Source organism: Roseococcus microcysteis, assembly GCF_014764365.1.
GTDB classification, from domain to species: Bacteria; Pseudomonadota; Alphaproteobacteria; order Acetobacterales; family Acetobacteraceae; genus Roseococcus; species Roseococcus microcysteis.
This window is the reverse complement of record NZ_CP061718.1, coordinates 2,437,710-2,448,930: the sequence shown is the minus strand read 5'-3', so window position 1 is coordinate 2,448,930 and position 11,221 is coordinate 2,437,710. Positions and strand designations below refer to the sequence as shown.

Here is an 11,221-nt window from a genome sequence, read left to right as displayed (position 1 = left end):
GGCCGATTCACCGCCCCGGCGTGCCGCCGAAGCGGATCGGACGCGGGGCGCGGCGGCCGATTCACCGCCCGGCGTGCCGCCGGCCGGATCGGACGCTAACCCTTCCGCGCCACCAGCAGCCGATACCGCACGAAGCCCTCCGTCTGGAGGGTTTCCAGCATGATCCCGCCGATCTCCGCCTCCGCGCGCACGCCGAAGCCCAGCGCGCGCCGCAGCCGCAGGGGCCAGCGCCGCAGCTCGCGCAGGCGCGGCGCCGCCTGCGCCATGTCACGCACACGCAGCAGGGGCGAGAGGTCGCGCTCACCCACCAGGGTCAACCCCGCCCCCTCCATGGCCCGCACCCAGCCCGCGCGCGTGGGTGCGGCGGGGCAGCGCCAGTAGCGGCGGAACAGGGCGAAGCGGCGGGCGGCCTCGTGCGGCATGCCCTCCTCCGGCATGTCGTCCACCATGACCAGGTGCCCGCCCGGCGCCAGCACCGAAGCCAGCACCGCGATGGTCGCCGCGGGTGCCGCGGAATGGATCAGGCTCTCGATGCCGATGATCAGGTCGAAGGGCCCGGGCGGCGGCATGTCATAGGATTGCACGCGGATGCGCGCCTGGTCGGCCAGCCCCGCCGCCGCCAGGGCCGCCCCGCCGCGCTGGCGCTGCGCCTCGGACAGGGTCAGGCCGGTCCAGTCCCCGCCCAGGCGCGGTGCCAGGTCCAGCATGGTCGCGCCATAGCCGCAGCCGGCATCGAGCACGCGCGGCGTCTCGGGCAGCGCCACGCCTTCCAGCATCAGCCGGTGCAGCACATAGGGCGAGGGCGCGCCGCCGTCCGGGTCGGTCAGGGCGCGATGGATGGGGTGGGCGGCCTCGCCCTCCGCGCGGCGTTCCTCGAAGAAGGACAACCCGTCCAGCCAACGATAATAGCGGGCAACCCTGCGGGCCTGGCGTGTGGCAAGCGATGACATCGCAAGGTGAGATGGGGAGTCACGCTGCCTTTCCGAGGGGGATGGCCCGCAACGCCGCCGCCAAGATCCGCAAATCCCGGGCGGCGGGGCTGTCCGGGTGGCGCGTCAGCAGCGGGGCCTGGGCGCGGATGGCGGCGGGCACCTTGGCGTCGCGCCGGACATGGCCCAGCAGCTTCACCCCCTGGCCCAGGAAATGCCGGCAGGCCTGGTCCAGCGCGCCATGCACCCGCGCGGCCTGGACCGGACCCTGCACCATGTTGGCGACCAGCGCGGACCGCGCCCCGCCATCCGCCCCCCCACTGTCCTGGCGGTGCAGTTTCAGCACGGCATAGGCGTCGGTCAGGGCCGTGGGTTCCTCGGTGACGACCACCAGCAGCAGGTCGGCGGCGGCGGCCAGGCGGCGCTGCGCGAGGGAGAGGCCGGCGCCGAGGTCCAGCACCACCTCCTCCACCGGCAGGGCGCGCAGCAGGCTCACCATGCGGTCCAGCCCCTCCGCCCCCAGCGAAGCCAACCCCGCGGCGCCCGACCGCCCCGGCAGCAGGGCGAAGCCGGCGGGGTGGGGGGTCAGCGCCTCCGCGGCCGTGCAGGCGCCGGTGAGCACATGGCCGAGGTCGCGCGTGGGTGTGATGCCAAGCTGCACATCCACATTGGCGAGCCCGAGATCGCCATCCACCAGCGCCGTGCGCGCCCCCCCTCCGCCAGCGCCTGGGCGAGGCCGATGGCCAGGCAGGTCTTCCCCACACCCCCCTTGCCGGAGGCGATGACCGTCAGTCGCGTCATGGCGCGCACTCCAGGGGTGTGCCGGGGGCGGCGCTGAGGCGCGCGGCCAGCCATTCGGCGGAAAGAGGGTGCAGGCCGCGCGCCACCTGCGGGCCGATGCCGGCCTCGGTCAGCGCCAGCCCCGCGGCGGCGGCGGCCAGCACACCGCCCAGCCGCCGCGCGCTGTCGAGGCGCGTCGCGATCATGTGGCGCGCGCCCAGCAGATGGAAGGCGCGGGCGAGGTCGGCGCTTTCCTCGGCGTCCAGCCCGCCGGGCAGCACCAGCACGGGGGTGGCGCCGGCGGCCTCGATGAGGCGGTGCAGGCGTTCGGCCTGGGCGGCGTCGAAGGGGTCGCAGCCGAAGCCGTCGAGGAAGGCGGGCTGGCCGGGTTCGCGCCGCTGCACGGATTTGGCCAGCACCTCCGGCTGCGCTGCCACGGCCAGCGTCAGCCGCAGCAGCCGCGTGAAAGCGGCAAGCTGTTCCACGGCACCCGCCCGCGCGCCATCGGCCGTCACCACCAGCGGCGTCTGCCCCGCCATGGTGGCGCGCGCGGCGAGCTTCGCGCAGGTCAGCGTCTTGCCCGCGCCGGGCGGGCCCACCAGTAGCAGGGGGCGATCCATCGGCAGGGCCGCGAAGCTGAGATGCGCGGCCAGCGCGGGGGCGAGCCGCCCCTGGCCCAGCCGCATCGCCAGCGGGGCGGGCAGGTTGTGGCGGGCGAGCGCGGGCGGAAGGTCCAGCGGCGCTGTCGCCCCTTCGGGCGGGATCAGCAGGGGTTCGGCCACATCCAGCGCGGCCGTCACCTCCACCCCGCCGCCCACGCGCCGCGTGTCGAGGATGATGGCCTCATCCCCCAGCGCGTCGCGCGCGGCGGCCAGCGCCAGCGAGGCATTGCGGCCATGGAAGACGCGCAGCTGCATGGATCAGATGCTGGCCAGGGCGCGCACGCGGATGCGCGGGTGCAGTTCGGCCTGGGCCAGGACGGTGGTGCTGGGGCGGATGCGCTCCACGATGGCGCGGAGATGGGCGCGCAGCGCGCCGGAGCACAGCAGCACCGGCGCCTCCTCCTGCGCCGCCTGGGCGTCCAGCACGTCGCGCATGCGGGTGATGAATTGCTGGAGCTTCGCGGGCTCCATGGCCAGCTGCCTGTCCTCCGGCGGGCCGGTCAGCGCCTCGGTGAAGGCCACCTCCCATTCGGGCGAGAGGGTGACGAGGCCCACATAGCCCTGCGGCCCGCGCGCGGCTTCGGAGAGTTGGCGGGCCAGGCGCATCCGCACCACCGCCTGGATGTGCGGCAGGGCGCGCAAATTCGCCGCCACCGCCTCCTGCAGGCCTTCGAGGATGGTGGGCAGGTCGCGGATGGACACACGTTCCGCCAGCAGGGATTGCAGCAGGCGTTGCAGCGTGCCGACGCTGGCCTGGGCCGGGATCAGATCCTGCACCAGCTTCTGCTGTTCGCGCGGCAATTCCTCCAGCAGCTTCTGCGTTTCGGCGTAGGAGAGCAGTTCGCTCATGTTCTCGCGCACCACCTCGGTCAGGTGGGTGGCGAGCACGCCCGCGCAGTCCACCACCGTGCAGCCGCGGGCCAGGGCTTCCTCGCGCAGCCGCTCCTCGATCCACAGCGCCGGCAGGCCGAAGGCGGGTTCCTGCGTGCGCTCACCCGGCAGGTCCGGCATGTTGCCGGAGGGGTCTATGGCCAGGTTCATGGGCGGGCGCAGGCTGCCGCGCGCGGCCTCGATCTCCTTCACGCGGATCACGTAGGAATCGGCCGGCAGTTCGAGGTTGTCCTGGATGCGCACGCTGGGCAGCACGAAGCCCATCTCCTGCGCGATGGAACGGCGCAGCCCGCGGATCTGTTCCGACAGGCGCGGCGCATCCCCGGCGGCCAGCGAAAGCAGCCCATAGCCCAGTTCCAGCCGCAGCAGATCCATCCGCAGCGCCTCGGCCACGGGCGGCTCGGCGTTGCTGGGGGGTGGCGCCTCCTCGGGCGGGGGAAGTGCCGCCGTGGGGTTGCGGCGCTGATACCAGGCGGCCCCGCCCGTCACGCCAGCCAACGCCAGGAAGGGCAGCAGCGGCATGCCCGGCACCAGCCCCAGCACGAGCGAGCTGCCCGAGGCCACGGCCAGCGGCTTCCAGGTGCCCAGCTCCTTCGCCATCAGCGCATCGGCCTGGCCTTCGCGCGCGGCCTTGGTGACGACGATGGCCGCACCGACCGAGACGAGCAGCGCGGGAATCTGCCCCACGAGGCCGTCGCCCACGGTCAGGATGGAATAGGTCTGCACCGCCTCCATGAAGGGCATGCCGTGCCGGCCGATGCCGATGGCCAGCCCACCCAGCAGGTTGATGAAGACCGAGACGATGGCGACGATGGCATCGCCCTTCACGAATTTCGCGGCGCCGTCCATGGAGCCGTTGAAGCTGCTCTCCTCCTCCAGGTCGCGGCGACGGCGCTTGGCTTCGGCCTCATCAATGGTGCCGGCCGAGAGGTCGGCATCAATCGCCATCTGCTTGCCGGGCATGGCGTCCAGGTGGAAGCGCGCGGAGACTTCCGCGATGCGCCCCGCGCCCTTGGCCACCACCGTCTGGTTCACCAGCAGCAGGATGGCGAAGATGATGAGGCCCACCAGCACGTCGCCGCCCATCAGCGACTGGCCGAAGACGGCGATGATGTCGCCCGCCGCCTGCGGCCCCTCATGCCCATTGGCGAGGATGGCGCGCGTGGTGGCGACGTTCAGCCCCAGCCGGAACAGCGTGGTGATGAGCAGGATCTGCGGGAAGGATTGGAACTCCAGCGGCTTCGTCAGCAGCAGCGCCACCATCAGCACCAGCACCGAGATGGTGATGTTCAGCGCCAGCGCCGCGTCCAGCAGGAAGGCCGGCAGCGGGATGACGAGGATGCCCAGCACCAGCGCCACCGCCAGGACCAGCGCGACCTCCGAGGAGACGCGCAGCCCGGTGAGCCAGGGCGGGAGGGGAAGTGCCTTCACGCGACCTTCCAGCTATCCGGCATCTGGCCCGGGGCGGGCGGCACGGGCAGGCCCTGGCCGCGATACTCGGCCAGCTTGTTCCGCAGCGTGCGGATGGAAATGCCCAGGATTTCCGCGGCCCGCGTGCGGTTGCCAAGGCAGCGCCCAAGGGTTTCGAGGATGAGGTCACGCTCCACCTCATCCATCCGGCGCCCGACCAGGGCGGCGATGGGCTCGGCGGGGCTGGCGGGCGCGATGGCCGGGGTGGCGATCACCGTGGCTTCCGGCGGCGGCGCCATGAGTTCGATGGCGTCGGGCGTGATCTCGGGGCCATGCGCCAGCAGCACGGCGCGGTGCAGCGTGTTCTCCAGCTCCCGCACATTGCCCGGCCAGGAATGCGCGAGCAGCCGCGACGCCGCCAGCGGCGCGAGCGGCCGGCGCGGCAGCCCGTTGGCGTCCGCGTAGCGCAGCGCGAAATGCTCGGCCAGCGGCAGGATGTCGCCGGGGCGGGCGCGCAGCGCCGGGATGTGCAGCGCCACCACGTTCAGCCGGAAATACAGATCCTCGCGGAAGCGGCCGGCGCGCACCTCGCTGGGCAGGTCACGGTTGGTGGCGGCCAGGATGCGCACATCCACGCGGATGGGGCCGGTGCCGCCGAGGCGGTCCACCTCGCGCTCCTGGATCACGCGCAGCAGCTTGGCTTGCAGGCGCAAATCCATCTCGCCGATCTCGTCCAGCAGCAGCGTGCCGCCCTCGGCCTGCTCGAAGCGGCCACGGCGCGCGGCGACGGCGCCGCTGAAGGCGCCCTTCTCATGGCCGAAGAGTTCGCTTTCCAGCAGCGTCTCGGGCAGGGCGGCGCAGTTCAGCGCGACGAAAGGGCCACGGTTGCGGCGCGAATGCGCGTGGATGTGCCGGGCCAGCACCTCCTTGCCCGTGCCGCTCTCGCCGGTGATCAGCACCGAGGCCTCGGCACGCGCCAATTGCTCCGCGCGCGCCATTAGCGCGGCCATGGCGGGGTCGCGGTAGACGGGCGCGTCCGGGCCTTCCGCCACGGCCTGGAGCATGGCCGCGATCAGGTCCGCATCGGGCGGCAGGGGCAGGAATTCGCGCGCGCCGGCGCGGATGGCGCGCAGCACCGCATCCGCATCCGCGTTGCGGCCGCAGGCGATGACGGGGGTGGCGATGCGCTCCTCCGTCAGGCGTTCCAGCAGCCAGGGCAGGTCATGCGTCACATCGGCCAGCACCAGGTCCGCGCCCGTGCCGCGCAGCTGCGCCAGCGCGCCCGTCACACCCTCGGCCTGGACCAGCGCCGCGCCGCGGGCCGAGGCCAGCCGCGCCGCCTGGCCCAGCTCACCCGAGAGCGAGCCCAGGATGAGCAGCCGCGTCACAGCCCGCGATCCGCCTTGACGATTTCCGTCATGGTCACGCCCAGGCGGTTGTCCTCCACCATCACCACCTCGCCGCGCGCGACCAGGCGGTTGTTGACGTAGATGTCCACCGCCTCGCCCAGCTTGCGGTCCAGCTCCACCACGGCACCTCGGCCCAGCTTCAGCAGCTGCGACACCTGCATGGTGGCCCGGCCCAGCACGGCGCTGACCTGCACGGGGATGTCATAGACGGCCTCCAGCTCGCGCGGGGTGGTGGGGATGTTGCCGTCCGCGGGCAGGGCGCTGCCCGGGGGCGCGGGCTCGAAGGGGGGCTCGTTGCCGCCCTCGGCCTCATTCGACGAACTGGTCATTCTTGCCCTCCGAAAGCTGGATCTGGCCCTGGGCCGCGAGTTCCTTCGCGGCGATGACGACGGCGGCCTGCGCCTCGTCCACATCCTTCAGCCGCACGGGGCCGAGGGCCGCGATGTCGTCGCGCAGCAGCTTGGCCGCGCGCTCGGTCATGTTGCGGAAGAACATCTCCCGCATCTCCTCGCCGGCGCCCTTCAGCGCCAGCGTCAGCCGGTCCTTCTCGACGCCGCGCAGCAGCGTCTGCAGGCCGGTGTTGTCCAGGCGCTTCAAATCCTCGAAGGTGAACATCAGGCTGCGGATGCGCTCGGCCGCCTCACGGTTGCGCTCTTCCAGCGCGGCGAGGATGCGGCCCTCGGCCTGGCGGTCCAGCCCGTTGAAGATTTCGGCCATCATCTCGTGCGGGTCGCGGCGCTGGGTGCGCGCCAGGTTGGACATGAACTCCATCTTCAGCGTGCGCTCCACGCCCTCCAGCGCCTCCTTCTGGACGTTCTCCATGCGGAGCATGCGCATGACGACCTCCATGGCGAAGCCATCGGGCAGCATGGACAGCACGCGCGCGGCGTGGTCGGGCTTCACCTTGCTCAGCACCACGGCGACGGTCTGCGGGTATTCGTTCTTCAGGTAGTTCGCGAGCACCGTCTCGTTCACGTTGCCCAGCTTGTCCCACATGGTGCGACCCGCGGGGCCGCGGATTTCCTCCATGATCTGGTTCACGCGTTCCTGCGGCATGGTCTTCAGCAGCAGGCGTTCCGTGGTCTCGAAGGAGCCGATGATCTGCCCCGCCTGGCCGAGCTGGCCGGAGAACTCCTCGCACACCGCCTCGACCATGGAGGCCGAGACGCTGCCCAGCTGCGCCATGGCGTGCGACAGGTCGCGGATCTCGTCCTCCTGCATGCGGGAGAACATCTGGGCCGAGAGTTCCTCGCCCAGCGTCAGCATCAGGATGGCGGCCTTCTGCGGGCCGCGCAGGCGAATGAGGGTCTCGCTCACTGGTCGTCATCCGGGGTGAGCCAGCGGCGCAGCACCACCAGCGTCTCGTCGGGGTGCTGTTCCACGAGCGTGATCACACGGGTGATGGAGGAAGCCCGCATCTGCCCCTGCACCTGTGCCAGATTCACCATGCCATCCTCTCCCACTTCCACGCCCGCCGGCAGCAGCCCGGCATTCTCCTGTCCCGGCAGGCCCGGCACGCCGCCGCCCGCCAGCGCCGCCGCGCCACCCTGGCCACCTGCCAGCGCCGCCGGCGGGGCAAGCGTCAGCGCCAGGCGCCGCGCCACCGGCCGCGCCACCAGCAGCAGCGCCAGCAGCGCCAGCACGCCGATCAGCGCCGTCTCGATCAGGCGCGTGACCATGGCGCCCGTGATCTCGATGCCGAAGGGATGCTGCGGCGGCGCCTGCACCTCGGCCTCGGCGAAGCGCATGGAGACGACCTCCACGCGATCGCCGCGCTGTTCATTGAAGCCCACCGCGCTGCGGACCAGCGTCGCGATGCGCGCAAGTTCGGCCTCGCTGCGCTCGCGCCATTGGGTGCCGCCGCCCTCGCGCGGTTCCATCACGCCATCCACCAGCACGCCCACCGAGAGGCGGCGCATCACCGGCTGTTCGCGCAGCACGTTGCGGATGGTGCGGCCGATCTCGAAGTTGGTCGTCTCCTCCTGGCGGCTTTCCTGCGTGCCGCCACCGGCCGCGCCCGGGTCGGCGCCGGGCAAATTGTTGCCTACGGTGACGTTGGCGGGTTCGGTGGTGCGGTTGTTCTCGGTGACCGATTGCTGGCTGCGCGGCACCTGGTTCTCGGGGTCGAAGCGCTCCTCGCGCGTTTCCACCCGGTCGCTGTCCATCTCGATGGCGGCCTCGGCCCGCACGCGGCCCGGCCCCAGCACGCGTTCCAGCATCTCCTCGACGGCGCGGGCCAGCCGCGCCTCCTGCCCCCGCCGCAACTCATCGGCGGTGGCGACGCCCGCCGCGCCGCCCAGCGCCTGGCCGGCGCGCGCCAGCAGCTCACCGCGGCTGTCCACGATGGAGACGCTGGCCGGGCGCAGCCCAGGCACGGCGGCCACGACCAGATGCAGCACCGCCTGCACGCCCTCGCGGTCCAGCCGCTGCGAGCCCTGCATGGTCAGCAGCACGCTGGCCTGCGCTTCCGCCCGCTCACGCGAGAAAGCCTCGCGCCGCGGCAGCACCAGATGCACCCGCGCGCCCCGCACGCCGTGCAGCGCGCGGATGGAGCGGGCCAATTCGCCCTCCAGCGCGCGCAGCCGGTTCATCTCCTGCTGGAAGGGCGTGGTGGTCAGCCCCTCGCCACGGTCGAAGAGTTCATTGCCGATGGAGCCCCCCGCCGGCAGCCCCTCGCGCGCCAGGTTCAGGCGCAGGCGCGGCACATCCTCCACCGGCACCAGGATCTGCGTCCCGCCGGCGGCCAAGCGATATGGCGTGCGGCTGCGTTCCAGCGCGGCCACCACCGCACCGGCATCCCGCGCCTCCAGGTCGCCATAGAGCAGCGCCATGGGCGGCGTGCCCGAGCGCAGCAGCAGGAAGCCGAGGCCGCCCAGCGTCAGCACCGCCAGCCCCGCCAGCGCGGCCAGGCGCAGGCGGCCCAGCGCCTTGATCTGCTCGATCAGCGCCTGCATGGCGGGACCCCCGGGCGGGAAGGATGGTCCAAGAATAGGGAAATGTGGTCCCGCAACACCTGATGGCTCCCGGCTCCCCATCCTGGGGCCTGGGCAGAGTTTGCCGGGCGCATGTCACCGAAAGGTTAAGCGGGTGGCTTATTCCACCACGCCGCGAAGACGGTCGAAGTTCACCGCCAGCGTGCCGAGCTTCAGGCGCACATCGCCCTCCACCCGCTCGGCCCCCGTGGCGCGGCCCACCACGGTGAAGGGCAGGGCCGCCCCGCCCGCGGTCAGCCGCGCCTGGTAGGCGCCATCGGCCAGCTGGCGCCCGGCGGCGTCGCGGCCATCCCAGCGCCAATCCTGCGCGGCACCGGACAGCACCACCTCCGCGCTCCGCAGCACGCGGCCGGTGCGGTCCAGGATGTCCACGCGCGCGGCGGTGGCGCCGGTCGTGGCGGGCGGCAGGCGCATCACGGCCTGGCCGTTCTGCAAGGCGAGGTATTCGCTTTCCACCTCCACCACGCGCCCGGTCAGCGGCGCGGCGGAGACCAGCTGGCTGCCCTGTTGCAGCGTGATCAGCCGTTCCAGGTTCTGGTTGACGGCCAGCTGCTGCTCCACGCTCGCGAACTGCACCAGCTGCGCCGTCATCTGCTGCGCGTCCATGGCGTTGGTGGGGTCCTGGTTGCGCAGCTGCGTCGTCAGCAGCGCCAGGAAGGTGTTGAAATCCGCGTTGATGCGGGCGCCCGCGCGGGCGCCGGTCTGGGTCTCGGCGGCGGCTGCGGCGGTGATGGAACCGGACATGGGGCCTCCTTCCTCGGGGCGGGGTTCAGATGTTCAGGTCGAGCAGGCCGCGCGCGGCGCGGCGGGGTTCGGGCGGGGCGGGCTCGGCCGGCGCGGCACGGCCGCCTCCGCCGCCACCCCATCCTTGCCGTTCCCAGCCTTGCCCGCCCCATTCGCCCCCGCCCGTGCCCTGGCCGGAGGCGAGGGAGAAGCCGATGCCCCCCTCCTCCACCACCAGGCCGGACTGGGTCAGGGCGCGATCCAACTCCTGCCGGTCGCGCTGGAGCAGGGCCAGGGTCTCGGGCCGTTCGGCCATGACCAGAACGCGGTGCGTCTCACCCTCACGCCGCACCGTGATCTCGACGCGGCCGAGCTCCACGGGTTCCAGCGCCAGGCGGAAGCTGCCCGTGGCGGGGGAGAAGGCCAGCGCCACGGCCATCTGCGCCACTTGGCGCATGGGCGGCGGGGGGCTGGGCGGTGGCGTGGCGCTGGCCGCCGGGCTTTCGGTGGTGGGCGCGAGGGGGGCGAGCGGGTTGAGGCCAGTCACGCCCTCCATGGGCCGGGGTTCCGGCGTGGGGGCGGGCGGTGGTGGTGCCGCGCGGGGCGCGAGGGCGATGACGGCGGAGGGCGTCGGGGGGTGGTCTCCGCCGAGGGCGTGGCGCCGGTACGCCGCGGGGCCTCGGGCGGGGAGGTTTCGGCCTCCGGCGCCTCGGGGTGCGGTGCCGGGCGGGTGGCGGCCTCGGGACGTTGCGGCGTGGCCGCGACGATAGGGCCTTCCGGTGCCGTGGGCACCCCGGCCGGGGCGGGCGCCACCCGGGGTGCGAGGCCGGCGGCGTCCGACGCGGCCGGGCTGTCCTCGGCCGGCTGGGGCGCCACGGACATGGGGGGCGGGATGCGACGGCCTGGGCCGCGACCAGCAGGGGCTGGGGCGCGGTGGCGGGCGCTGGCAGGGCAAGCCCGGTGGGCGCGGTCTGCGCGTTTGCCCCTGCTTCCGGCGCGGGCGTCTCGGGTGCCGTTGCGGCCGGTTCCGGGCTTTCCACATCCGCGGCGGGCGCGGTGGGTGGCGCGGCTTCGGCGGCGTCGGGGCTGGCGGGCGGCGCCTCGGCGACAGGGGATGCCGCCTCCGGCGTGATGGACATGGGGCCAGGCCGGGTTGTGGGGGTCGGGGCCGGGCCCTGGCGCGCCATTGCCGGCGCGGGGCGCGGGGCCTCCTCGGGCGTGGCGGGGGGCGCTTCCTCCTCCCCGGGTGCCAGGATGGCTGGCGGGCCGGCTGGCACGGGCGCGGCGGCGGTATCGGGCTGCGGCACTTGTACCGGCACTTGTACCGGCACTGGCATGGGCGACGGCGGCGGGGAACTCTCGGTCACGGGCAAGGGTGCCCCCGCCTGCGGCGGCATGGGCATGGCGGCCGGTGCGGGTGCGGT

The 11,221-nt window shown here is 73.2% G+C and carries 12 protein-coding genes; all 12 read right to left on the bottom strand.

Annotation, left to right across the window (positions count from 1 at the left end):
• Nucleotides 1-95 precede the first annotated feature (95 nt).
• Nucleotides 96-950: an SAM-dependent methyltransferase gene (locus tag ICW72_RS11865; protein ID WP_191082893.1), complete on the bottom strand. Its 855-nt coding sequence runs from the start codon at nucleotides 948-950 to the stop codon at nucleotides 96-98.
• Nucleotides 951-969: 19 nt separating this feature from the next.
• Complete coding sequence (locus tag ICW72_RS11860; RefSeq protein WP_223880553.1) at nucleotides 970-1,623, bottom strand: P-loop NTPase family protein; 654 nt, start codon at nucleotides 1,621-1,623, stop codon at nucleotides 970-972.
• On the bottom strand, nucleotides 1,515-1,784 hold the full coding sequence (locus ICW72_RS21230; protein ID WP_332308909.1) for a nucleotide-binding protein: 270 nt from the start codon (nucleotides 1,782-1,784) through the stop codon (nucleotides 1,515-1,517). Before ICW72_RS21230 ends, ICW72_RS11860 begins: the two co-directional genes overlap by 109 nt.
• Nucleotides 1,727-2,626, bottom strand: coding sequence for a flagellar biosynthesis protein FlhF (locus ICW72_RS11855; protein ID WP_191082892.1), 900 nt, complete (start codon nucleotides 2,624-2,626; stop codon nucleotides 1,727-1,729). Before ICW72_RS11855 ends, ICW72_RS21230 begins: the two co-directional genes overlap by 58 nt.
• 3 nt (nucleotides 2,627-2,629) lie before the next feature.
• Nucleotides 2,630-4,693 carry a flagellar biosynthesis protein FlhA gene (gene flhA / locus ICW72_RS11850; RefSeq protein WP_191082891.1) on the bottom strand — a complete coding sequence of 688 codons (2,064 nt, stop codon included), beginning with the start codon at nucleotides 4,691-4,693 and terminating at the stop codon, nucleotides 2,630-2,632.
• Complete coding sequence (locus tag ICW72_RS11845) at nucleotides 4,690-6,060, bottom strand: sigma-54-dependent transcriptional regulator (protein WP_191082890.1); 1,371 nt, start codon at nucleotides 6,058-6,060, stop codon at nucleotides 4,690-4,692. Before ICW72_RS11845 ends, flhA begins: the two co-directional genes overlap by 4 nt.
• On the bottom strand, nucleotides 6,057-6,410 hold the full coding sequence (gene fliN, locus ICW72_RS11840; RefSeq protein ID WP_223880552.1) for a flagellar motor switch protein FliN: 354 nt from the start codon (nucleotides 6,408-6,410) through the stop codon (nucleotides 6,057-6,059). Before fliN ends, ICW72_RS11845 begins: the two co-directional genes overlap by 4 nt.
• Complete coding sequence (gene fliG, locus ICW72_RS11835) at nucleotides 6,391-7,398, bottom strand: flagellar motor switch protein FliG (protein WP_223880551.1); 1,008 nt, start codon at nucleotides 7,396-7,398, stop codon at nucleotides 6,391-6,393. Before fliG ends, fliN begins: the two co-directional genes overlap by 20 nt.
• Nucleotides 7,395-9,035: a flagellar basal-body MS-ring/collar protein FliF gene (fliF, locus tag ICW72_RS11830; RefSeq protein WP_191082889.1), complete on the bottom strand. Its 1,641-nt coding sequence runs from the start codon at nucleotides 9,033-9,035 to the stop codon at nucleotides 7,395-7,397. The genes fliG and fliF overlap by 4 nt, the downstream gene beginning before the upstream one ends.
• Before the next feature lie 138 nt (nucleotides 9,036-9,173).
• A complete protein-coding gene (locus ICW72_RS11825; RefSeq protein ID WP_191082888.1) occupies nucleotides 9,174-9,818 on the bottom strand; it encodes a flagellar hook assembly protein FlgD in 645 nt (214 codons plus the stop codon).
• A gap of 25 nt (nucleotides 9,819-9,843) precedes the next feature.
• Entirely contained in the window at nucleotides 9,844-10,353 is a 510-nt protein-coding gene (fliK, locus tag ICW72_RS11820; RefSeq protein WP_191082887.1) for a flagellar hook-length control protein FliK, read from the bottom strand.
• Entirely contained in the window at nucleotides 10,341-10,679 is a 339-nt protein-coding gene (locus tag ICW72_RS11815) for a hypothetical protein (RefSeq protein ID WP_191082886.1), read from the bottom strand. Before ICW72_RS11815 ends, fliK begins: the two co-directional genes overlap by 13 nt.
• Between the last annotated feature and the right edge of the window lie 542 nt (nucleotides 10,680-11,221).

What these genes read in the sequence shown, in the direction of transcription:
- ICW72_RS11825 (WP_191082888.1), bottom strand. Translation starts at nt 9,818, where the DNA reads ATGTCCGGTTCCATCACCGCCGCAGCCGCCGCCGAGACCCAGACCGGC.
- fliF (WP_191082889.1), bottom strand. Translation starts at nt 9,035, where the DNA reads ATGCAGGCGCTGATCGAGCAGATCAAGGCGCTGGGCCGCCTGCGCCTG.
- fliN (WP_223880552.1), bottom strand. Translation starts at nt 6,410, where the DNA reads ATGACCAGTTCGTCGAATGAGGCCGAGGGCGGCAACGAGCCCCCCTTC.
- fliK (WP_191082887.1), bottom strand. Translation starts at nt 10,353, where the DNA reads ATGGAGGGCGTGACTGGCCTCAACCCGCTCGCCCCCCTCGCGCCCACC.
- ICW72_RS11865 (WP_191082893.1), bottom strand. Translation starts at nt 950, where the DNA reads ATGTCATCGCTTGCCACACGCCAGGCCCGCAGGGTTGCCCGCTATTAT.
- ICW72_RS11815 (WP_191082886.1), bottom strand. Translation starts at nt 10,679, where the DNA reads ATGTCCGTGGCGCCCCAGCCGGCCGAGGACAGCCCGGCCGCGTCGGAC.
- ICW72_RS11855 (WP_191082892.1), bottom strand. Translation starts at nt 2,626, where the DNA reads ATGCAGCTGCGCGTCTTCCATGGCCGCAATGCCTCGCTGGCGCTGGCC.
- ICW72_RS21230 (WP_332308909.1), bottom strand. Translation starts at nt 1,784, where the DNA reads ATGGCTGGCCGCGCGCCTCAGCGCCGCCCCCGGCACACCCCTGGAGTG.